The organism is Candidatus Zixiibacteriota bacterium (genome assembly GCA_021159005.1).
Classification (GTDB): Bacteria; Zixibacteria; MSB-5A5; order UBA10806; family 4484-95; genus JAGGSN01.
In genome coordinates this window covers 25,733-47,869 of the sequence record JAGGSN010000210.1, presented here as the reverse complement: position 1 = coordinate 47,869, position 22,137 = coordinate 25,733, and the positions used below count along the sequence as shown (strand labels likewise).

Here is a 22,137-nt window from a genome sequence, read left to right as displayed (position 1 = left end):
ATGACTCGAATTCTTGCTCTCAACTGGCAGGACTTGAAGCATCCCGCATCCGGCGGCGCGGAAGTTCATCTTGAAGAAATATTACGGCATCTGGTTAATAAAGGACATGATGTTGATTTATTATGCTGTGGTTTTGATGGCGGCGCTGATGAAGAAATCGTGGAAGGTGTAAACATTATCAGGCGCGGCTCCCGCTCTAATTTCAATTGGATTGTGCCCTTTGCCATAAAAAAACTAACTAAGCAGAAAAAATATGATATCCTTTTCGAAGACATTAATAAAATCCCATTCTATTCACCGTTGTATCTGAAAATTCCGCGTCTTGTGGTAATTCCTCATCTGTTTTCAAATACCATATTTAAGGAGATTAATTTTCTTCTGGGGTCATATATTTATTTCTTCGAAAAACCTTTTTCGCTGATTTATAAAAAATACAACATGATGGTAATTTCCGAATCTACGGCAGAGGAGATGGTCGAGCGAGGCGTTGACAAGTCTTTGGTTCATGTGGTTGAATGCGGTATTGACCATGATCTCTATAATACAAATTCCGATACGGCAAAGTTTGACAAACCAACGATTATATATCTTGGCAGGATAAAGAAGTATAAATCTATAGAGACGGCAATAGATGCTATGCCCCAAATAATCAAGCATGTTCCCGAAGCAAGGCTGATTATAGTTGGAACCGGCGACCATCTGCCGGTTTTACAGGACCGTGTAAAGACAATGCATCTCGACGAGAGGGTTGAGTTTAAGGGATTTGTTTCGCATAAAGCTAAAGTAAAATTGCTTAGGCAGGCTCATCTGTCTATATATTCATCATTGAAGGAAGGATGGGGATTAACTAATATTGAGGCGAATGCTTGCGGCACACCGGTTCTGGCGGCGAGAGTTCCGGGGCTTCGCGATTCGGTTGATGAAGGCATATCGGGTTTGCTGTTCGAGTATGGCAATGTAAATGAGTACTCAGAGATGGCGATAAAAATATTGTCAGATCAGAAATTCAGGTCTGAATTGGAGCAAGGCGCTTTAAAGCATGCGGCTAAATTCTCATGGAATATTGCCGCCGACCAGACAGAAAAACTGATAGAAGCAGTTCTTTCGAAATAATTATGAAAATTCGCTGGAAAATCATTCTTGGTATTATAATAAGCGCTGTATTCCTTATTTACGCTTTAAGCCAAGTGGATTTCGCTGAGGTCATAAAAGCTTTCTCGGAAGCCTCCTATGGCTGGACAATTCCTATGATGCTGTCTGTAATTTTTGCCATGGTAATTCGGACTTGGCGCTGGAAATGGCTTCTAAGTCCTATTGGAGACTTCAGATTCGGCACGCTGTTTTCCTCGATTATGATTGGTTTTATGGCAAATAATATTCTTCCAGCGCGCATAGGCGAGATTGTGAGAGCGGTATCGCTGTCGAAAAAGCATTCATTGAGCAGGTCCTCTATTTTTGCTACCGTCGTTGCCGAACGCGTGTTCGACAGTTTCGGTTTGTTAGTTGTATTTTTCATTACATTATTTTTTGTGGATTATCCGGAGATATTAAAAAAATCCGGATTAATCGTTTTAGCTATGACCTGCCTGCTGCTTATTTTCTTGTACATTTTAAAAGTTAAAACCGAAACGACAGTTAGAATATTTTGCGCGCCTATAAAATTTGTATCGGCAAATCTATCCACCAAAGCGGAATCGATTCTCCGTAAGTTTGCTGATGGTTTAAGCATCCTGACATCGCCGGCTTCAATAGCGGTTATCTTTTTATATTCAGTGTTCCTGTGGATATTTACAGCTATTGCCGGCTATATGATATTTTTCGCATTTGACCTGCACCCTTCGATATGGGCGTCGTTTATAATGCTGTTTGCGACTGTTCTGGCAGTATCACTGCCGTCATCGCCGGGATTTATCGGCACTTTTCAGGCAGGTTGTGTATTTGCGTTTGACCTTATAGCATCGTTGGGCATGTTCGGACAAGATGTTTCGAAATCGATTGCCTTGTCGTACTCTATAGTTCTCTGGTCATGTCAATATTTCCCAATTACGATAATTGGACTGTATTATTTTAAAAAGGAACACTTAAAGATTAATGAAATCAGTCAAGAATAATAACCCGGCAGCTTGGGCATTAATGAAAACATGATTATGTTATTAAAAATAATTAGCCCAATAAATAAACGCTGGACGAAACAACCGTAGCGGGCAAAGCCGACGGTTGAGGCAAAGAATGGAGGCCTTTTGGAAACCGAAAAACATTATGGTAGAAGACGTCAGGTTAGAAAACCGATTAACCCGAAAAAAGCGGATGAAACCGAAAAACCAAAAAACGCCGAAATAGGTATAACTAAGAAAACTATTGAAAAACCTGTTGTATCAGAAAAATCCCCTGAAGGATTGAAAAAAACGGAAGATACCAAAGCCGCTGCACAACCATCGCTGGAATTAAATTCGGGCAGCCGCGAATTCAAAGGTAAAAGCAGTAAAGAGACAATCAGAAAAACACCTGCCAGGCAATCAAAACCATACTCAAAACCCGAGAGAAAATACACCGGAACAAGAAGCAATAGAACCGAAAAAAGCAACGGTTATAAAAAACCGGCAAGACAAACAGTCTATAAAACCTCGACTCGAACTAAAAAAACCGGTACCGTTAAGCTTAGCGTCGTAGTGCCTGCCTTTAACGAAAGCGGCAACATTGCGCCATTAGTTGAACAGTTTAGTAAATTGTTTTCCAATCTGCCGTACAGGGCGGAATTGATTATTGTTGATGACGGTTCAACTGACCAGACGCTTGCTAAAGCCAAAGACAGCCAATTTAAAAATCCTTGGCTGAAGATATACAGCCATCGGGTAAACCGCGGGATTACAGCCGCATTAGAAACAGGATTCTCAAAAGCAACCGGCAAGATATTATGCTTTTATCCTGCCGATTTGCAGTACCATGCCAACGAACTGCCCAAACTGGTGTCCAAAATTGACAGCGGAGCGGATATAGTAACCGGTTGGAAACAGGGCAAGTATGGTTTAAAAAGCATAGCGTCATATATTTATAACCGATTATCACGCTGGCTGTTTAAAGTTAAAGTGCATGATTTGAATTCTATTAAGGTGTTCAAAAAAGAGGTGATAGATTATTTCGGTTATCGGAGCGGCTGGCATCGCTATATGATTGTGATGGCGGCTCAGGCCGGATATAAAGTCGATGAGGTGAAAGTTAAGCTCTATGCCCGTCACAGCGGCAAATCGAAATTTGGCTTACGTCGTCTACCTGGCGGTTTCCTCGACCTTCTAAGCGTCAAATTCCAATTGTCATTCACCAAGAAACCGCTATTATTTTTTGGTTCCGCCGGATTAATTTCGGGAGTGCTCGGATTTTTAATAGGTCTCTGGGCGCTGTATCTGAGATATTTTCAAAATGCCGGTTATCGTCCCTTGCTGTATGCGGTAATATTATTAACCGTATCTGGTTTGATGTTGTTTGCTATAGGTTTCTTAGCCGAATTGATTGTTGGCATGAAAGATGAGCTTAAACAGCGAAAAAATAATCTACTGAACTGAGCAATACAATTTCTGGTTGCCAAGCATTGCTTGGCAACCAGAGCGAAACGGGAGTCCGGTATTGTCATTTTCGTGAAAACGGGAATGACATCATTATAGCATCCGCTTAAGGCGGACAAAAGGCCGGACAGCAGTGATAAAATTATTTCATTGATAAGTAATATAAAATATATTACAAGTCGTTATGAATAAAAAATATAAATACAAAGTCTCAATCCTAATATTGACATTCAACAACGCCGATACCATATCAAGCTGTCTAGAATCCTTAGATAACCAGACCCTAATAGACTTTGAAATCATAATCAGAGATAATAACTCAGCCGATAACACTGTCACTCAACTTAAGCAATATGACAATATCAAGCTATATGCCGCCGACTCGAATATCGGTTTTGCCGCCGGTATAAATTATCTATCACGGCAAGCTAACGGTGAATATCTATATATACTAAACCCCGATTGTGAATGCCCTGCCGATATGCTCGAAAAACTATACGAGTTTGCCCAAAACAACCCGGGCGTCATATCGCCGGCTCTGATATATCCGGACGGTACGCCTCAGCTTTCGGCAAGGCACTTGATAAGCTATAAAAACGTTCTGTTCTCCCGAAAATCTCCATTATATCAAATGGGTTTTTCCAGTATTGATTCAGCCGGTTATCTGATGCCTGAAAATCGCTCTAAAGTGCCGGCAGTATCGGCAACGGCATTATTCATTCGCAATGACCTGTTTCAGACTATAGACGGTTTCGATGAGCGTTTTTTTTTATACCTTGAAGATATTGATTTATGCTTCAGGCTGAACAGTATCAATGTTGATATATGGTATCTGCCTGATGTTAAATTAAAGCATATTCTGGGTGCTAGCTCATCGAAGGCATCATTTAGGGCGGGTTATTATCATCACCATTCCATGTTTAAATACTTTACAAAGCATTTCTCGGGTAATTATATTAGAAATATATTGCTATTGATAGTATTAACGGCAGGGTTTGTTATTTCGGTGATGATAAATATTACAAAACCTAAAAGGCGAAAATGATAGAAGTCCCGACTTTTGTTCTTGTTAGCATACTAAGCGGTTATTTATGCTATATTTTTATTCCTTTGATAAAAAACTATTGTATAGACCACCAGCTTTATGATATGCCCGGGCCGCGCAAAATACATAAAGCTCCCACGCCCCGACTTGGCGGAGCGGCATTTTTTATCGCCTATTTTCTTGGTTTGATACCGGCATTTATGCTTTTGCCTGACCTTCTTTGGGGGAATATCAAAACAATAATCGGCATTTTCTTTGGCGGCTTGATCATATTCATTTTAGGTTTTGCGGATGATATTAAAGATGTGAAACCATTAACCAAACTCGCTTGGGAAATTGCTGCCTGTTTGGTTCTTGTCGCTTTTGGAGTGCGGCTCGAAGTGATAAATATTCCCTTCTACCATTTAGTTGATTTTGGCTTTTGGGGGATACCCCTAACAGTATTGTGGCTGGTAGCCATAATCAACACAATAAATCTAATCGATGGCCTTGATGGTCTGGCGGCCGGTGTCAGCGCTATTATAGCGGTAAGTTTTCTTGTTTTAAGCTTAATTATGGATTTGCCTTTGCCTTCGCTTTTGGCGGCTGGTGTTATTGGCATCACGGTGGCATTTTTAAAGTATAATTACTTTCCCGCTTCGATATTTATGGGGGATTCCGGTTCTTTATTTTTGGGCTATATTTTTGGGGTAACATCGATATTCTGGCCGAAAAGCTTCGCTACCGTTGTTATGTTCGTGCCGATTTTGGCTCTTGGCGTGCCCCTAATTGAAATATTTGTTACATTTTTCAGAAGGCTATTTGCCGGTAAAAAGGTTTACATTGCCGATAAGCGTCATATTTTCCATTTTCTACTGGATATGGGTGTGCCCGCAAAGATTACTGTTTGGCTTTTTTATTTAGTTAGTATCCAGTTTGCGCTGGCGGCATATGGAATTGTCGGCGGTAATCGCAACATTTTATTTGTGTTGCAGGCAGTATTCATTATATTAACAGCTATTGTTATTTTGAGGAATGTAAAAGCGGGCAATGGAAAATGAGTGAACAGCGCTACTTGGATTTTGAAAAACCGGTCATAGAGCTTGACCGTAAAATAAAAGAAATGAAAGAACTCGCCACCTCCGAAAATATCGAGTTGTCGAAAGAAATTAAGGTATTAGAAAAAAAACGTAATCGCCTTCAGAAGGAGGTCTATTCCAAGTTGACGCGCTGGCAGAGGGTTCAATTGGCGCGGCACCCGCTTCGTCCCTATTGTCTGGATTTAGTAAAGTTAATTTTCACAGATTTTATAGAACTCCATGGCGATCGCGGTTTTGCTGATGATAAAGCTATGGTAGGCGGCTTTGCCAAATTAGATGATAAAAATATTATGATAATCGGTCAGCAGAAAGGACGCAATACGAAACAACGCCAGTATCGCAATTTTGGCAGTTGTCACCCCGAGGGTTATCGCAAGGCATTAAGACTAATTAAACTGGCTGAAAAGTTCAAATTGCCTGTAATTATCTTTATCGATACACCCGGCGCTTATCCGGGCGCGGGCGCTGAGGAAAGGGGGCAAGCGGAATCAATTGCTCGAAATATTCGCGAGATGTCGGTAATTGAAACGCCAATTATTATTGTTGTTATCGGAGAGGGCGCATCGGGAGGCGCGCTGGGGATTGGCGTAGGTGATAGAATATATATGCTTGAAAACTCCTGGTATTCGGTTATTTCGCCGGAAGGTTGTGCAGCTATTTTGTGGAAATCTCCTGCTGATGCCAATCCAGCCATGCTGGAGACTAATCGAAAACAAGCCGCTGAGGCTTTAAAGCTAACGGCTCAGGATTTAATTGAATTGAAGATAATCGATAAAATAATTCCCGAACCCTCCGGAGGAGCGCATCTCGATTATAAGCAAACTGCCGAAAACATCAAACACGAACTTCTAACGACTTTAGTTGAATTGTCCAATTATTCTGCGGATGAACTTTGTAATAAAAGACTTGAGAAATTCAGGGTAATGGGTGTATATAATGAGTAGGAAGGTAGCATTATGTTAAGTGAAAAACTGCTGGAGATTTTAGCTTGCCCCAAATGCAAGGGTGATCTGGAATATGACAAAGACAATAATGTTTTATTGTGTCATGCCTGCAAGCTGAAATACCGTATCGAGGATGGAGATATTCCAGTTATGTTGATTGATGAAGCGGAAAAAATTTAGGAGGAAAATATGATAAAACTGTCGCGTTTTATTGATGATAATCTCATATCATTCGATTTAAAAGGCAATACAAAAGATGAAATTATTACCGAACTGGTTGAACTTGCCGCTGCCTCAGAAATGGTTAAAAATAAAGACGAGCTTCTTAAAGCGGTTCTCGAAAGAGAAAAACTGGTTACTACCGGAGTTGGCTATAATGTAGCTTTCCCTCATGCTAAAACCAAATCGGTACGCGGAGTTGTAATAGCATTTGGACGAAAAAAAGAAGGCGTTGATTTTGAGGCTATGGACCGTAAACCGGTTAACCTGTTCTTCCTGATTGCCGCTCCGGAGGATGCCATCGGCGCGCATCTTAATGTGATGGCAAAACTTTCATTCTTAATGAAAAACGAAAAAAACCGAAGTAAATTGATAAAAGCTAAATATAAAGAAGATTTAATAGAAATACTTGATTCAAACGAATAGATGCTATCATCAGCAATAAAACAAATTAAAAGAAAGCAGCTTTTACCGATTTTCGCTGCTGCGTTTATTTCTATAATTCTGATTATCCTGCCTTTATCTTTTAAGATAGCTGTATCAAGGGTTTTTATTACTGCGTTTTTCTATCCAATTATACAGGTAGATAAGTTTTTTACTGATATGACTCATACTAAAAATATAAATATCGAATTGAATCAGAAACTGACACAAGTTTCGATGCAGGCAGCCAAGTATACTGAAGACCACTATGAGAACATGCGTTTGCGCCGGATGCTGAATTTTGATTTGCAGATACCTTATCGGTTAATCCCGGCGGAGGTGATTGGTTTAAACCCTGGTTCTATGGCTAAATCAATAGAAATCAATGCCGGTAAGGATAAAGGCATAGGTGTCAATATGCCGATAATAACTGCGGATGGAATTATTGGCAAGACTATCGGTGTATCCGGCAATTCAGCAGTTGCTCAATTATTAATCGATCATAACTGCAAAGTTTCAGCTATTGATCAAACCACAAGGGCGATGGGGATTATTCGCTGGGAGGGAGGCAGATTCCTGAAAATGGGGGATGTTCCGATTGAAAGCGAAGTGGTGGTCGGAGATACGATTATATCATCGGGATTGGGAGGTATTTTTCCGCCTGGTTTGATGGTGGGAACTGTAATTTATGCTAAAAATCTTGAAGGGACTTTATTTAAGAATGTTATCGTAAAACAAGCGGTCGATTTCGGTTCTCTTGAGGAAGTTTTTGTTGTTATCTATGATGAATAAAAACATAACTATAAAATTAATTTTCGGTGCTATCTTTACGCTATTTTACCAGATAATTATTGCGCCGCGAACTAGTTTTGCTAATACCAATGCTGATATGGCGCTAATTTTAACTATCTGGGTAGCGCTGACATGCAATCCCAAAACCGTAGTTATTTTTGGTTTTGCGGTTGGTTTGCTTGTTGGCGCGCTTACTCCAATAGAGTTGGGTTGGGCAAGCCTTCTGCTGGCAATAATCGGTTATCTTGTTTGTATTATTAAAAACAAAATTGTAATCGACCCATTACCAAGTAAGATAGCAACCCTTATATGTTCTATTTTCGTATATAACTTCTTCTATCAGCTGTTTACAAATTTTGATTTATTTATTATCAACTTTTCTTATATGATAACAACAATTTTGTTCGCAAGCATCAACACCGCTATTGCGGGAATTATTGTTTTTATAATTATCAGATATCGTCATATATTAAGGAAACTGATTTAATGGTTTATCATACTGCAACCCGCAAGTATAGCTTACGGCTTAGTCTTGCAATTATACTTTTTTGCTGTATAGTGATGTTTATAAAACTATTTTCGCTTCAGGTTTTTGCCTCCGCTAAATACCGTAAGGCTTCAATTGATAATAGCGTGCGTATCGTGCCTATAAAAGCGCCCAGAGGAGAGATAATCGACCGCAACAATAATATTATCGTCCAGAACAGACCGTCATATACGATTTATCTTGTGCCTTATGAGGTTCCCAATATCGATGAAGAATCGGCGATCCTTGCCAGTATGCTTCAAATGGATGAAAGCTATCTGAAGAAGATTATTTCGGCAGGCTGGAAAGGGAAATTTCAACCGATTCGTCTTAAACGGGATGTTGATTTTAAAACAATAAGCATACTTGAGGAACATTCGCTTGATGTTCCCGGAGTGGTATTTCGGGTTGAGCCAACAAGGCTTTATCCCGAAAATGGTTTTGGCAGTCATGTATATGGCTATGTTGGAGAAGTATCTGAAAATGAGATTGAAGCTAATAATAAATATTCAAAGGGCGAGATTATCGGCAAAAAAGGGCTGGAAAGATTTTATAACTACTATCTTAAGGGCTTCGACGGCATATCATATCTTGAGGTAACCGCACGAGGCAGAGTGCTGGGAAAATACTCCGAAAGAGAGGATATATCGCCCCAAAAAGGAGCTACGCTTCAGTTAAACATCGATTGGCAGATGCAAAAACTTGCCGAGTCTATTCTTGCTGCCAAAGGACAGGGTTCTATTGTCGTCTTGAATGTTAATAATGGAGGCGTGTTAGCTTTAGCTTCAAGTCCAAAATTTGATGCCAATCTGTTTTCGGGTGTAGTCCCGACCGAGAAATGGGCAGAAATCATGGCCGATTCTACTTATCCGCTGCTAAACCGCGCTATTCAAGGGATTTATACGCCCGGTTCCACATTCAAACCATTTACCGCCTTGATGGCTTTACATTTCGATAAAGTTGATATGGAAAAAGAATTCGATCCTTGCCGCGGCCAGAAAAAATTCGGCAACAGGATTTTCAAATGCTGGCTCGAACGCGGGCATGGAAAACTTGAACTTCATGATGCCATTGTTCAATCATGCAATATTTATTTTTACCAGCTTGGACTTGCTTGCGGTATGGAATTATGGGACCAGTTTATGCCTTTATGCCGGCTGGGTGAATTAACCGGCATCGACATCCCTGGCGAAAAAGCCGGTATATGTCCCACGTCCGCTTATTTTGATAAGCGCTATGGCGTTAGAGGGTGGACAAAATACTTTATGAATAATCTCGCTATCGGTCAGGGTGAAATTTTAGTTACGCCTTTACAGATGGCTGTATTATATGCGGCAATTTCCAACGAGGGTATTATATATAAACCTCGAATTCTTAATAAAATTATTACTTATGAAGGCGATACGATTATTTGTAAACCTGAGATTGTCGGCAAGCTGCCGGTTAATAAAGAGAATTTCCAAATCATTGTTGATGCTTTACACGGCGTTGCCAGCGAACAGCATGGCACCGCGCGCTTTGTAAGTCTGCCGGGTATACCGGTGGCGGGCAAAACCGGCACTGCTCAAAATCCTCATGGCAACGAACATGCCTGGTTTGTATGTTTTGCGCCTGTCGAAAACCCGGAAATTGTCATAGCCGTTATTGTTGAAAACGCCGGTCATGGAAGTTCTGAAGCCGCTCCATTAGCTAAAAAGATCTTGAAATATTATTTCCTTGGTGAAAATATAAAACAAGCGTCATTATGAATAAATTGGATATAGATTATGTATTATTAGGGTCAGCGCTGCTGTTATCGCTTATCGGCATAGCTTTTATATACAGCGCCACGCATCATTTTGCCGCTCAGGCAGGATTGTCTTACTATCAGAAACAGATAATATGGCTTGCCGCAGGTATTATAACGGCTATCATAATATATTTTATTCCGCTTCGGGTTCATGAGGCTATGGCTTATGTTTATTATGCCATAGCTGTTGCCTTGCTCATTTTGGTATTAGTATTTTCCAAATCCGGAACCGCTCGCTGGTTTCAGATTGGCGATATAGCTATTCAGCCGGTTGAATTCATGAAAATGGCGTTATGCTTAGCTTTGGCAAGGTTTCTGGCATACAGACGGGCGAAACAACAGAAATTCTCTACTATATTTGCGGGTATGATTATTGTTGCTATCCCTACTTTGCTGGTTATCAAACAGCCCGACCTCGGCAGTTCGCTTGTGGGTATAGCAATATTTTTCGGCTTGCTTATCTGGACAGGCGCACCTATTTCGCGAATACTGATGGTTATATCACCGGTTATAAGTATTGTTACCGCTTTCCACTGGCTGTCGTGGGCGATATTTTTCGTAGCGTTTTTATTCTTGCTTTATATGGTGCGGCCCAAATTATTACCGAGCTTAATTTATTTTACGCTGAATTTATCTTTGGGAATGATAACGCCAATTTTATGGAATCGTCTTCATGAATATCAGCGCCTGAGAATATTGACTTTCCTTGACCCTGGCCAGGATCCCGCAGGCGCCGGCTATCAGATTATCCAATCGAAAATCGCTATCGGTTCAGGTGGTTTTTGGGGCAAGGGTTTTATCGAGAGCACGCAGACAAAGCTTAATTATCTTCCCGCTCAGCATACCGATTTTATATATTCTGTAATTGGCGAAGAAATGGGTTTTGTCGGCTGCGTTATTGTAATTATATTATTTGCGGCATTGATTATTAGAGGCTTTATGATAGCTTACAAAGTGAGAAATACATTTTACAGCTATGTCGCCGGAGGCTTAATATCGGCGGTTCTTTTTCAGACAATAATCAATATCGGCATGACACTTGGCTTGATGCCGGTAACCGGTTTGCCTTTGCCGTTTGTTAGCTATGGCGGTTCATCGATGCTGTTTTTCTGGAGCGCTATTGGCTTATTATTAGCTATTAACCGTGATTGGCAGGAGTATTAAATATGCATCCAGATCTTTTTAGTTTAGGCCCGATACATATAAAAGTCTATGGTTTGGCTTTAGCGATTTCCTTCTTTGTCGGAGTTTGGGTCGCAGCAGCAAGGGCAAAAAAATCAGGGCTTGACAGCCAGGTGATGATAGATTTAAGCTTTATAATCTTAGTCGCTGCCATAATCGGTTCGCGCCTGTTTTATGTCGTCTATCATGTCGAGGAATTTACCGGACACTGGCTTGATGCCGTCAATCCTTTCCAATCATCAGGCGAGGTCGGCATTGCCGGTTTGTCGATGATGGGCGGTATTGTGCTGGCTATTATAGCGGTAATGGTATTTTTTATCATTAAAAGGATGCTGCCCTGGCCGCTTCTCGATTCGATGGCGCCAGCATTTTTCCTTGGTTTGGGCATTACGAGGATAGGCTGTTTCTTCAATGGCTGCTGTTTCGGAGTACCGACAGAATGCAGCTGCGGCGTAGTGTTTCCGCCTGATTCTATGGCTGGCTGGGTTTTTCCCGATGCTGCAATTTGGCCTACCCAATTATTCTCCTCTGCGGCGGGATTTATACTATTCGGCCTGATTCTGCTTTTGGAACGGAAAAAGACTTTTCACGGCTTCACATTCTGGCTGGCGGTGATGTTATATAGCGGCTGGCGGTTTATCATCGATTTTATCAGATATTATGAGGATTCCATGATATTCGCCTCTATAGGCGATATAAACTTTACAAGGAATCAATTCCTGTGTATATGTTTAATCATCATAGCGATTATATGGTTTATTTATCTGAAGCGAAAAAATGAAAAACCTGCTGAACAGCCTGCGTGAAAAAACAAGCTATTGCTTGGATGAGATATTTGCTTTCATTTCTGCCCCCGCATGTCCGGGCTGCCATGAATATATGGAGAACCCGCATAATCCTTTATGTGATGATTGCCGCAAACATCTGGATTTCTCCGGCGATGGCGCAGTCTGCCTGATATGCAAATGTCCGGAGGGTATTGCCTGCCGGTGTCGAGTTGAGAAGAAATTTAATGTGCCGCGCATGTATTACTGGGGGCTATATGCGGATGTCGTCAGGGAACTGATACATCAATTCAAATTCGATGGTCATAATGAGCTTGGACGATATCTAACCAAAATCGCTATGGATAAATTATATAATAGAATGCAGGGGATAAGCTTCGATTACATTATACCGGTGCCGATGTTAAAAAAAGACATTAACAATCGGGGCTTTAATCAGACTCATATAATTGCCGAGGATGTTTCGGAAAGGCTGGCTATTCCGGTTGAGTATGACATATTAAGGAAGGTCAAAAAGACGGAACTGCAGGCTAATCTTAGCGCCAGCGAAAGATGGACAAACATCGCCGATGCTTTTGCCGTTGATGACTCTGCCAATCTTAAGGGGAGACGTGTGCTTTTGATTGATGACATAGTAACCACCGGCGCCACTTGCTGTGAGTGCGCCAAGGCGCTGTATGCCGCCGGCGTCAAAGATGTCGCGGTGTTTGCCCTGATATCGAACAATCGAGGCTCTCGCAGTATATCAAACCGCATTTAAACGATAATTTGATGTAGTTGGTGTACGTCAGTTTCTCGTAGGGGCGTATTGCATACGCCCTCGTACGCCAACCACGAATAATAAAAGGCATTGATATTATAAGGACATTAGGCTATATTTATTAAAGTCTTAAAGGGAGGAAATGGATGTATTTTTTTGATAAATTGGAGTATTTGAGGGGTAGAGGGGTGTCGGGTTTCTCACCCGCTGAGGTCCGCCTTAGGCGGATAACCCAACCTAATACTAATGAAGCGTAATATTAATAAGAAATATTTAATTATTACTGACAGGTTCTGTCATAAGAAATTATATATTATAGTTATAAATTAAATATCACAGCGAACTTTTAAAAGAAAGGTAGAAAATGAAGAAGTTTGTAGTGCTAACATTAATACTATTAGTTTTAAACGGATGCGGTGCAATATTTTTAGGTTCCGGCCAAAATATTAGCATGAACACTGACCCTGAGGGTGCAACGGTAATAATAAATGGGAATAACATGGGGAAAACGCCAATTCATCTAAAACTAAAAACTAATGATTCCTATATTGTTACTTTCAAAAAAGATGGGTATGAAGACAAAACATATTCGATAGCAAATCGTGTATCGGGAGGTATAATTGTTCTTGATGTTCTATGTGGACTTTTACCTGTAATAGTGGATGCTGCAACGGGTTCATGGTACAGATTGGATACTTCAAATATTGATTTGCCGTTGGATATTAAAAGAACTTATTAGCAATAGCAAAGTAGGGCAGGAGTCCCCGACTCCTGCCTGCTTGGGGTAGCATATAGGATTGAAATATCAGAACGAAAATTTAAACCCATCAATTTGGTGGGGTACGGCGTAGTAGAATATAAAACAGCAAAGTAGGGAAGAAGTCTTTGACTTCTGCCTATTTAGGGTAGCATATAGGATGAATATATCAGGATGAAAATATGAACTCATCAATTTGCTGGCGTAAAGCATGAGGAAACAGGAATGCAGGAGATAAAATGGGATTAAAATTTGATTGCGCTAAATGCGGTAAGCTCATTATCGCGGGATTTTTGTTGCCTTTTGATGAACTATACTGCCCTCATTGCGAAAATCTTGTTACGGTTCCCGGAAATGCTTCGGAAACAAATGAACCCTCTAATGTGTTAGCAATAATGAAAGAAAAGGCGCTTATTAAAGAAAACAGGTCGGATTCTCCGCCTATGGCGGACCGCGGCGGGGAGAAACCCGACAGTCTGTAGAGATACAATTCCGCCTCAGGATGTTGTCCGTTTAAGGAGTCCTTCTATCCCGAGGCATATAAAGGATAGATAAAATGGAAAATAAATCAGAGACGAGTACTATGGATTTAAATGAAAACCCGTTGAGTTTAAAATCAAAAGACGTTCAGGAAGACAAGCATAAGCCTAAAAGTATCATTATTAATGAGGTTCAATTACTTTTGGCAGAAAAGAGAACTTCATTGGCATCTTTGCGCACCGGAATTGCCATGTTTGCAATACCCATATCAGTGCTTAGTTTTTTGATAGCTACCTCCAAATATTATGACGCTGCTCATATAATGCATCTATTTGTGCCTTTGATGATAATAAATGTTTCTTTGGTCATTTTAGGCCTCTATCTTATAATAAGATCAATAATTAATATACGTCGCCACGATAAGCATATAAAAGAAATTAAGCTGAAATATAGTCTGATAGCTGATATCATTGATTAACAAAGCAGGTCGGGTTCCGATCAAAGGAGGAAACCCGACAATTGACGGCGCAATAAATAAACCATGATGCACAAACAACCCAAATACAAAATAATCGAGGCAGGCGCCTTCGCCGATTTCGAGTTCGAGGCTTATGGCGATTCGCTTGAGGAACTGTTCGCGGTCTGCGGCATAGCGTCTTTCGAGGCGATGACCGATACCGCAAAGGTGGAACCGAAAGAGACAGTCGAGTTCGCTGTTGATGCCGAGACTGTCGAGGATTTACTGTTTGCCTTTTTGGCGGAGTTAATCTATATAAAAGATGTAGAGAAGATATTTTTCAAGCAATTCGATATCGAGATAAGCGGTAATTCGGACTCAGGATGTCGTCCGCTTGAGGCGTCCTTCCATCCTGAGGCATGCGGTAATTATAAGCTTAAATGCAAAGCAACCGGTGAGTATATCGACATTAAAAAACATGATTTGAGAACCGATGTAAAAGCAGTTACATATCATAAATTGAGCGTGAGGAAAACCAACAGCGGCTATAGCGGTCATGTGATATTGGATTTGTAAGATGATGAGAATTACTCAAGTTACCAATTACTCTGGTTACCAAGCGCCGCTTTACTCTGGTTACCAAGCGCCGCTTGGTAACCAGAGTGGGCGCATGCAAAGCAGTTCGGTCTCAGGATATCGTCCGTTTGAGATGTCCTTCCATCCTGAGGCATAACAGAAGAGGGCGTATGCAATACGCCCCTACGCGTCAAATTTCACATCCCTCAGGATGGAAATGAGCCTAAGCGAATGACATCCTGAGGGCGGAATAACATTAGCAATGCTGGAAAATATCGGGTCTGGAAAGCTCCTACTATTAAATGATTAATATGGAATAGGGGATAATATGGAAAAAATTAAAATTGACGACTACACCTGGGAGATTCCCAAAGGGTCAAAGCAAGGGATGAAAGTCCCCGCGCGTTTAATCACCTCGAAAAAACTGCTTGATAACCTTGATGAGGGCGTTATCGAGCAGATAACCAATGTTGCCTGCCTGCCGGGCATACGGCGTTATGCGCTCTGCATGCCGGATGGCCATCGCGGGTATGGCTTTCCGATTGGCGGCGTGGCGGCATTCAGTACCAAGACCGGCGTTATCTCGCCCGGCGGTATCGGCTTTGACATCAACTGCGGCGTCCGATTGATAAGAACCAATCTCACCGAAAAAGAAATTAAGCCCAAGATTACGGAACTGATTGACCTGCTATATCAGCTTGTGCCCAGCGGAGTTGGCTGCAAGGGCATCATAAAGCTGAACCGGACTGAATTTGATAAGCTTATGGTAGAGGGATCATCCTGGTGTCTGAAAAAGGGCTATGCCTGGGATAGCGATATTGAATTCACCGAGCAGAATGGCAAAATCCCCGGCGCAAATCCCGATAATGTCTCCGATAAGGCTAAAACACGCGGCTTGGATCAGGTCGGCACTCTCGGTTCGGGCAATCATTATCTAGAACTGCAGAAAGTTACTTTCGATGAGCAATGCGATAAATCTGTTGCCTCGGCTTTGGGAATCGACCAGCCTGGCCAGATTACTGTTATGATACACTGCGGCTCGCGCGGTTTCGGACATCAGATAGGCACGGATTACCTTAAGAGTTTCGGCGCGGCGATGAAAAAGTATGGCATCCGCACCAACGACCGCGAGCTTGCCTGCGCCCCATTCGATTCGCTGGAAGGGCAGGCATACTACAGCGCCATGGCTGCCGCCGCCAATACAGCATTTGTCAACCGTCAGGTGATTATGCATAGAGTAAGAGAAGGCTTTGCAAAGATATTAGGCAAGTCGGCTGAGGAACTCGGAATGAATCTTATTTATGATGTCGCCCACAATATCGCCAAGATTGAAAAATATGATACCGGCCAAGGACTAGAGGAATTGATTGTCCATCGCAAAGGCGCCACTCGCGCTTTTGGCCCCGGCAATAAAGATCTGCCTGAAAAATATCGCCCTTTAGGGCAACCGGTGCTGGTTGGCGGCTCAATGCAGTCGGGTTCGTATCTGCTTGTGGGCACAAAACAAGCTGAGAATATCACTTTTGGCAGTACTATTCATGGCGCCGGGCGGCTTATGTCGCGGGCCGCCGCCAAGCGGAAAATACGCGGCCATGAGCTTAAAGACCAGATGACGAAACAGGGCATAACAGTAAGAGCCGCCTCGATGAAAGGCTTGGCTGAGGAGGCTGGTTTTGCCTATAAGGATGTTGATATGGTTGTCGATGCTGTTCACAATCTGGGGATATCGAAAAAGGTGGCGCATTTTCTGCCATTGGCGAATATTAAGGGATGAGAGAAATTAAATATCAATAATATTCTTAAGACGAAAAACGTATAAGATGAAACAAGGTGATAAGGAGATAATAAGAACTTTAAAAGCAATAGGAAAAGGTGATAGTGAATATTAAGGTTTCAATTTAAAGTTTGAATTTAATATAGTTTAAATAAATATAAATAGGAGGTAAAATAATATGGATTATTATAAAAATTGTTGTGAATGTGGGAATAACAAATTTATAATTCATGCAGATAAGATGTATGAAGGTTTTTTTGACGAAAAAAACATTCTTGTTTGTCTTCCAGATTCAGAATATATTGAATTAATTAGATGTTCTAATTGCGGAAAAGAATTTGCCATGAATGGTTTTAAAGAGATAGATTGGTAAAATGAAACCAGAAGAAGAAATATTAAATGAAATAAAAAAATTCTTTTATCAGATTTTTAAGATTAAAACAAATAGAAGAGGATATCATTTTGCTTCCTACAAAAAATAATGGCTAAAACAAATAGATTTATTGGAAGATTATAGAGATGAAGCTAAGACATCTAGAACTACAAAAAAATTACAAGAAATAATCAAGGAAAGATTTAAAACCAGAGTTAATGTTGAAGCACCTGTAGCTGAAGGAATGACTTTAAGGTTTGATGCATTAAATGAAAGTAAAGAAACAAAAATCGACTCTTCAAAACTACAAGCATTTGATATTTTAGATTTGGATACCGGAACTGCTTTCGAAATAAGCTTATCTGATGCATTTTCTGAATTTTTTAAAGATGTTCTGAAAGCTTTGCTGGATTCTCGAGTAAAAAAATTATATATTTGTATGAGAAATCATGATTATAAAGGCGCAGGAAAAAGCGGATATATAAAAGTAGCATCTTCGCTAATGGTAAATCAATATATTATACTAGCAAGATTGTATAAACTTGAAATTATTCTAATTGACTTATTCCCTGAATGTAATAAAAATACCGAAATCTCTATCGAATAGCTAATCTCTCAGGGTATATGACGCCCCTACGCGTTTACTGATATAATTAATCCTTAAACAGATGCTTTAATATAAACAGCACGTTTTCTTTGCGTTCGCGCATCCGTCTTAAATAATACGGCAGCCAGTGATTACCAAATGGCGTATAAACCCTTACCCGGTAACCTTGCTCCACTAACTCGCGTTGAGCCGAACGGTTGATCCCATAAAGCATCTGAAATTCAAAATCATCTTTGCCTCTGCCATATTTTTCAGCTAAATCCAAACCGGCTTTTAGCATGACGCTGTCATGGCTGGCAATAGCGGGATAAACGCCATCCTTAATAAGCATTTCGGTCAGCTTTATAAAATTGGCGTTAACCTCATCTTTGGATACGAAAGCAACTGTTTTCGGCTCTTTATATGCTCCTTTGCATAGTCTTACCGTTATTTTACGTTTATTCAACTCCTCTATATCTTTCTCAGAGCGATAAAGAGAGCATTGAATTACTATGCCCATGTTCTTGTATTTCTCATACCATTTGAATACAAGCTGAAGAGTCCTTTCGGTGTAATCAGAACCTTCCATATCAACCCGAACAAAAATGTTCAGCTTGTCAGCTTTGTCTAATATCCGGCTGACGTTATCATAGCAAAACTGGTCGGATATATCCAACCCCATTTGAGTAAGCTTTATCGATATGTTCGAATTGATGCCGGTATCGGCAATAGTCTGAAGCATGCTAATATATTTATCAGCCGTCCGTATCGCTTGCTCCTGTGATTTGACATTCTCTCCAAGAATATCCAGAGTCGCTGTCATGCCCGATGCGTTAAGTTGGTTTACCGCCGTAATGGCGCTTTCCACTGTCTCTCCCGCAATAAACCGTTGCGCAAAAAATGCTAAAAAACCCATTAATTCCTCCGCTAATATGACCCCCCAATTTAAAATCACAGGCTCAAATATGCAAGAGAATATTTTAATTGCTTTATTATAAAGATAATATTATTCTATTTAGCATTATGACAATTCATTTTATCGAATCTAATTTAACAATTCAACATATTTCAAATACATGGAGGTTGTATGTTTAAACCCGCTAAATTGCTTCTAATCCTGCTGTCTGTCTTAATTGCGCTAATACCTGCCGGCGAGCTTGAGGCTAAAAAGAAAAAAGACAATGACAAGAAAAAAGAGAATGGCAAAGCGTTCGAGGAAGTAATCAAGGATTATAAAAAAATCGATGGTTTTTTCACATTTTATACTAAAGCCGATGAAGGCAAAGTTTATATGGAGATAAAGCCTGATCAATTTGAGCAAACTTATATGTGTAATATCACTCGTTCTGCCGGCGATGGCACTTATTATGACAATGGCGCCGATATAGGAGAGTTTCCATTCGAGTTTAAGCGAATCGGAAAAAATATTCATATGATTCAGAAAAATTTGCGGTTCAGAGCCGATACTTCTTCAACGCTGTCTCGAGCTATCGAAAGAGGTGTTAGCAATTCGATTTTCGGAATTGCCAAAATCGAATCGGAACCCGAAAAAGAGACTAAGACGGTCTTAGTCGACCCCTCGGCTTTCTTCATTCAGGATATAAGCAATATCAGTTATTATCTTGGGAAAAAAGGCAAGCTGGAATACACTTTCGATAAAGACAACAGCTATTTCGGGGAAATTAAATCTTTCCCGCTAAACAGTGAAATCGACGCTGTCTATCATTTTGAAACCAAAAAGCCCAATGATGCTCAGACATTCCCCAGCTCATACAGTATGCTTCACACCTATCATTTTTCACTGTCGGCATTGATTGATACCGGTTATAAGCCGCGCTTTGCCGATGACCGCATCGGGTATTTCCAGACGCTTTATCAGGATTATAATCAATTGGATAAAGAGACGCCGTATGTTCGCTATATCAACCGCTGGCATCTAGAAAAAGCCTATCCCGATTCGGCGCTTTCGAAGCCCGTGAAACCGATAGTATATTGGCTGGGAAATACTATTCCCGAAGAGTATCGGCCATATGTAAGAAAGGGAGTGCTTCTGTGGAATAAGGCGTTCGAGAAAATTGGCTTTAAAGATGCTATCGTAGTTAAGCAGATGTCTGATACTGCCAGTTGGGACCCTGCCGATGCGAGATACAGTACTATTCAATGGGTGGTATTTCCCGGCAGAAGTTATGCGGTGGGACCATCACATACTAATCCGTATACAGGCCAGATATATGATGCCGATGTCAGAATTTGTGTCGATTTTATTCGCTGGATGTATATCAAGTCAGAATATTATATCGACCCGTTGGTTAGCGAAACAGCTGAACCCGATTTCTATAATGACGGCATATTTTCTAACCATCGCCGCTGCAATTATGCCCAGGAGTCCGCCAAGGATGCCTCCTTTGCCATGAATATTCTAAACGCTCGCAGCGATTTTGATGATGAAAACGAAACAACAAAGGAATTTGTGCAGGCATATATAGTCGATCTTGTTGTGCATGAGGTTGGGCACACTTTAGGCCTTCGTCATAATTTCAAAGCCTCGACTATCAATACCAATGAACAGCGGCATGATAAAACCCGAACGCAAAAGCTTGGTGTAACCGGTTCGGTTATGGATTACAATCCCGCCAATATCGCTCCCGAGGGAACCAAGCAGGGCGAGTTTTTCCATTCCATACCCGGCACATATGATTTTTGGGCAATCGAATATGGCTACAAACCTATTGATGCCGCAACTCCTGAGGATGAACTGCCTGAACTTGAGAAAATCGCTTCCCGCTGCACCGACCCGCTTCTGATTTATGCCACCGATGAGGACGTGTTCGGCAATTCCATGACATCAATCGACCCGCTTTGTAATATGTTTGATTTAAGTTCTGATCCGATGGCATACCTTTTGGATGAAATATCTCTATCTACGGAGCTTTGGGATAAAATAGAGGAGAAATTTGAAAACCCCGGCAATCGATATCAGAAAATGTTAACGGCTTTTAACCGCGGTTGGAGTCCGTATTATTATATTGCTCGTCTGATTCCCAAATTTATCGGCGGCATCTATCATAATAATTATCATGTTGGCGATTCGGAAAACACACTTCCCTTTGAGCCGGTACCAGCATCAAAGCAAAAAGAGGCTATGCAGTTTCTAAAAGAACATCTGTTTGCGCCGGATGTGTTTAGTTTCCCGGCATCGCTATTGAATAAGCTTCAGCCCGAAAGGCTTGAGGATTTCAAATGGTCTGCCGGCAAAATTAAGCGTTTGGATTACCCTATTCATGACAGAGTATTTTCCTGCCAAAAAATAGCGATAGACCGCCTATATAATCCAATCGCTTTATCGAGACTACAAGACATAGTCCTTCACTATGAAAAAGGTCAGGAAATTTATACTATGACTGATATGTTCACCGATTTACGACGGGCTGTTTGGTCTCCAGAAATTGTCAGCGGTAAGAATATCAATAGTTTCAGAAGGCGACTCCAGCGTTATCATCTGGATAAAGCAATCGGCATGGTTTTGCAAAAGCAGGCCGGTATACCTGAGGATGCCAGAACATTAGCCAGGAACGACCTGAAAATCCTCCAGAGAGCTATTGCTAAGGCTATTACTGTTCCCACATTAGACATAATCACTAAAGCACACCTTGAAGAGTCGAAAGCGCGTATTGATGCCGCTTTGAAAGCCGGTATCGATAGAAATATTGGCGTTGTGAAAAAATAATATTATAAGATAATAATCTAATTGAGAGTAAGGGTGTCCGCCTAAAACGGACGCCCTTTTGTGTGTCAGTTTGTAGTTAGTCTAATCCGGATAATTCATAAACTCTATAGGGTAATGCAACAGCATGCCAATCTGTCATTGCTCCGCCTTAGGCGGAGACCAAAGGGAGCGCGGCAATCTCAATGCTTATAATCAGCACAGCAACAACGAGATTGCCACGTCGCTCTGCTCCTCGCAATGACTCTCCTGTATTTTTTCCTGGTTACCAAGCTCTGCTTGGTAACCTATTGCTATTATTTATAA

The 22,137-nt window shown here is 41.0% G+C and carries 23 protein-coding genes; 22 read left to right on the top strand and 1 reads right to left on the bottom strand.

The features are described 5' to 3' along the window. The 21 genes from J7K40_14090 (at position 1) to J7K40_13990 (ending at position 18,128) form a co-directional block, all read left to right on the top strand. On the top strand, positions 1–1,113 hold the full coding sequence (locus J7K40_14090) for a glycosyltransferase family 4 protein (protein ID MCD6163527.1): 1,113 nt from the start codon (positions 1–3) through the stop codon (positions 1,111–1,113). 2 nt (positions 1,114–1,115) lie between these two features. Beyond that, entirely contained in the window at positions 1,116–2,111 is a 996-nt protein-coding gene (locus tag J7K40_14085) for a flippase-like domain-containing protein (protein ID MCD6163526.1), read from the top strand. 129 nt (positions 2,112–2,240) lie between these two features. Further along, complete coding sequence (locus J7K40_14080) at positions 2,241–3,560, top strand: glycosyltransferase family 2 protein (protein MCD6163525.1); 1,320 nt, start codon at positions 2,241–2,243, stop codon at positions 3,558–3,560. A 184-nt stretch (positions 3,561–3,744) separates the two neighbouring features. After that, positions 3,745–4,605 (top strand): glycosyltransferase family 2 protein, encoded by an 861-nt coding sequence (locus J7K40_14075; GenBank protein ID MCD6163524.1) that lies wholly within the window; start codon positions 3,745–3,747, stop codon positions 4,603–4,605. Next, positions 4,602–5,645: an undecaprenyl/decaprenyl-phosphate alpha-N-acetylglucosaminyl 1-phosphate transferase gene (locus tag J7K40_14070; GenBank protein MCD6163523.1), complete on the top strand. Its 1,044-nt coding sequence runs from the start codon at positions 4,602–4,604 to the stop codon at positions 5,643–5,645. Before J7K40_14075 ends, J7K40_14070 begins: the two co-directional genes overlap by 4 nt. Beyond that, positions 5,642–6,628 carry an acetyl-CoA carboxylase carboxyltransferase subunit alpha gene (locus tag J7K40_14065; GenBank protein ID MCD6163522.1) on the top strand — a complete coding sequence of 329 codons (987 nt, stop codon included), beginning with the start codon at positions 5,642–5,644 and terminating at the stop codon, positions 6,626–6,628. Before J7K40_14070 ends, J7K40_14065 begins: the two co-directional genes overlap by 4 nt. Positions 6,629–6,640: 12 nt before the next feature. Next, positions 6,641–6,808, top strand: coding sequence for a Trm112 family protein (locus tag J7K40_14060; protein ID MCD6163521.1), 168 nt, complete (start codon positions 6,641–6,643; stop codon positions 6,806–6,808). A 9-nt stretch (positions 6,809–6,817) separates the two neighbouring features. Beyond that, positions 6,818–7,273, top strand: coding sequence for a PTS sugar transporter subunit IIA (locus tag J7K40_14055; protein MCD6163520.1), 456 nt, complete (start codon positions 6,818–6,820; stop codon positions 7,271–7,273). Then, a complete protein-coding gene (mreC, locus tag J7K40_14050; GenBank protein ID MCD6163519.1) occupies positions 7,274–8,062 on the top strand; it encodes a rod shape-determining protein MreC in 789 nt (262 codons plus the stop codon). It begins immediately after the preceding gene. Beyond that, positions 8,052–8,549 (top strand): hypothetical protein, encoded by a 498-nt coding sequence (locus J7K40_14045; protein MCD6163518.1) that lies wholly within the window; start codon positions 8,052–8,054, stop codon positions 8,547–8,549. Before mreC ends, J7K40_14045 begins: the two co-directional genes overlap by 11 nt. A gap of 74 nt (positions 8,550–8,623) precedes the next feature. Continuing rightward, positions 8,624–10,336 carry a penicillin-binding protein 2 gene (gene mrdA / locus J7K40_14040; GenBank protein ID MCD6163517.1) on the top strand — a complete coding sequence of 571 codons (1,713 nt, stop codon included), beginning with the start codon at positions 8,624–8,626 and terminating at the stop codon, positions 10,334–10,336. Further along, positions 10,333–11,541 (top strand): rod shape-determining protein RodA, encoded by a 1,209-nt coding sequence (rodA, locus tag J7K40_14035; GenBank protein ID MCD6163516.1) that lies wholly within the window; start codon positions 10,333–10,335, stop codon positions 11,539–11,541. The genes mrdA and rodA overlap by 4 nt, the downstream gene beginning before the upstream one ends. A gap of 2 nt (positions 11,542–11,543) precedes the next feature. Continuing rightward, positions 11,544–12,365, top strand: coding sequence for a prolipoprotein diacylglyceryl transferase (gene lgt / locus J7K40_14030; protein MCD6163515.1), 822 nt, complete (start codon positions 11,544–11,546; stop codon positions 12,363–12,365). Continuing rightward, a complete protein-coding gene (locus J7K40_14025) occupies positions 12,337–13,104 on the top strand; it encodes a ComF family protein (GenBank protein ID MCD6163514.1) in 768 nt (255 codons plus the stop codon). Before lgt ends, J7K40_14025 begins: the two co-directional genes overlap by 29 nt. Before the next feature lie 364 nt (positions 13,105–13,468). Continuing rightward, on the top strand, positions 13,469–13,843 hold the full coding sequence (locus J7K40_14020) for a PEGA domain-containing protein (GenBank protein ID MCD6163513.1): 375 nt from the start codon (positions 13,469–13,471) through the stop codon (positions 13,841–13,843). 257 nt (positions 13,844–14,100) lie between these two features. Further along, the gene (locus J7K40_14015; protein MCD6163512.1) at positions 14,101–14,343 is read left to right on the top strand and encodes a hypothetical protein; all 243 of its coding nucleotides are present in this window, start codon (positions 14,101–14,103) and stop codon (positions 14,341–14,343) included. A 122-nt stretch (positions 14,344–14,465) separates the two neighbouring features. Next, a complete protein-coding gene (locus J7K40_14010; protein ID MCD6163511.1) occupies positions 14,466–14,819 on the top strand; it encodes a hypothetical protein in 354 nt (117 codons plus the stop codon). A gap of 66 nt (positions 14,820–14,885) precedes the next feature. Next, positions 14,886–15,374: an archease gene (locus tag J7K40_14005; GenBank protein ID MCD6163510.1), complete on the top strand. Its 489-nt coding sequence runs from the start codon at positions 14,886–14,888 to the stop codon at positions 15,372–15,374. Between the two features lie 328 nt (positions 15,375–15,702). After that, positions 15,703–17,148, top strand: coding sequence for an RtcB family protein (locus J7K40_14000; GenBank protein ID MCD6163509.1), 1,446 nt, complete (start codon positions 15,703–15,705; stop codon positions 17,146–17,148). A gap of 178 nt (positions 17,149–17,326) precedes the next feature. Then, complete coding sequence (locus J7K40_13995; GenBank protein ID MCD6163508.1) at positions 17,327–17,521, top strand: hypothetical protein; 195 nt, start codon at positions 17,327–17,329, stop codon at positions 17,519–17,521. Between the two features lie 130 nt (positions 17,522–17,651). Then, a complete protein-coding gene (locus J7K40_13990) occupies positions 17,652–18,128 on the top strand; it encodes a hypothetical protein (protein MCD6163507.1) in 477 nt (158 codons plus the stop codon). 46 nt (positions 18,129–18,174) lie between these two features. On the opposite strand, the gene J7K40_13985 is transcribed toward J7K40_13990, so the two are convergent. Continuing rightward, positions 18,175–19,023, bottom strand: a complete 849-nt coding sequence (locus J7K40_13985; protein ID MCD6163506.1) for a proline dehydrogenase family protein — start codon at positions 19,021–19,023, stop codon at positions 18,175–18,177. Between the two features lie 171 nt (positions 19,024–19,194). Here J7K40_13985 and J7K40_13980 point away from each other — a divergent pair, with 171 nt between their 5' ends. Then, positions 19,195–21,834 (top strand): zinc-dependent metalloprotease, encoded by a 2,640-nt coding sequence (locus J7K40_13980; GenBank protein ID MCD6163505.1) that lies wholly within the window; start codon positions 19,195–19,197, stop codon positions 21,832–21,834. Positions 21,835–22,137 lie beyond the last annotated feature (303 nt).

Bases quoted from the DNA above. Each gene is read 5' to 3' on its own strand.
- J7K40_13995 (MCD6163508.1), top strand. From the start codon at position 17,327: ATGGATTATTATAAAAATTGTTGTGAATGTGGGAATAACAAATTTATA.
- J7K40_14015 (MCD6163512.1), top strand. From the start codon at position 14,101: ATGGGATTAAAATTTGATTGCGCTAAATGCGGTAAGCTCATTATCGCG.
- J7K40_13985 (MCD6163506.1), bottom strand. From the start codon at position 19,023: ATGGGTTTTTTAGCATTTTTTGCGCAACGGTTTATTGCGGGAGAGACA.
- J7K40_14060 (MCD6163521.1), top strand. From the start codon at position 6,641: ATGTTAAGTGAAAAACTGCTGGAGATTTTAGCTTGCCCCAAATGCAAG.
- J7K40_13980 (MCD6163505.1), top strand. From the start codon at position 19,195: ATGTTTAAACCCGCTAAATTGCTTCTAATCCTGCTGTCTGTCTTAATT.
- J7K40_14090 (MCD6163527.1), top strand. From the start codon at position 1: ATGACTCGAATTCTTGCTCTCAACTGGCAGGACTTGAAGCATCCCGCA.
- J7K40_14075 (MCD6163524.1), top strand. From the start codon at position 3,745: ATGAATAAAAAATATAAATACAAAGTCTCAATCCTAATATTGACATTC.
- mrdA (MCD6163517.1), top strand. From the start codon at position 8,624: ATGTTTATAAAACTATTTTCGCTTCAGGTTTTTGCCTCCGCTAAATAC.
- mreC (MCD6163519.1), top strand. From the start codon at position 7,274: ATGCTATCATCAGCAATAAAACAAATTAAAAGAAAGCAGCTTTTACCG.
- J7K40_14020 (MCD6163513.1), top strand. From the start codon at position 13,469: ATGAAGAAGTTTGTAGTGCTAACATTAATACTATTAGTTTTAAACGGA.
- J7K40_14025 (MCD6163514.1), top strand. From the start codon at position 12,337: ATGAAAAACCTGCTGAACAGCCTGCGTGAAAAAACAAGCTATTGCTTG.
- J7K40_14065 (MCD6163522.1), top strand. From the start codon at position 5,642: ATGAGTGAACAGCGCTACTTGGATTTTGAAAAACCGGTCATAGAGCTT.
- J7K40_14055 (MCD6163520.1), top strand. From the start codon at position 6,818: ATGATAAAACTGTCGCGTTTTATTGATGATAATCTCATATCATTCGAT.
- J7K40_14005 (MCD6163510.1), top strand. From the start codon at position 14,886: ATGCACAAACAACCCAAATACAAAATAATCGAGGCAGGCGCCTTCGCC.
- J7K40_14085 (MCD6163526.1), top strand. From the start codon at position 1,116: ATGAAAATTCGCTGGAAAATCATTCTTGGTATTATAATAAGCGCTGTA.
- lgt (MCD6163515.1), top strand. From the start codon at position 11,544: ATGCATCCAGATCTTTTTAGTTTAGGCCCGATACATATAAAAGTCTAT.
- J7K40_14000 (MCD6163509.1), top strand. From the start codon at position 15,703: ATGGAAAAAATTAAAATTGACGACTACACCTGGGAGATTCCCAAAGGG.
- rodA (MCD6163516.1), top strand. From the start codon at position 10,333: ATGAATAAATTGGATATAGATTATGTATTATTAGGGTCAGCGCTGCTG.
- J7K40_14045 (MCD6163518.1), top strand. From the start codon at position 8,052: ATGATGAATAAAAACATAACTATAAAATTAATTTTCGGTGCTATCTTT.
- J7K40_14070 (MCD6163523.1), top strand. From the start codon at position 4,602: ATGATAGAAGTCCCGACTTTTGTTCTTGTTAGCATACTAAGCGGTTAT.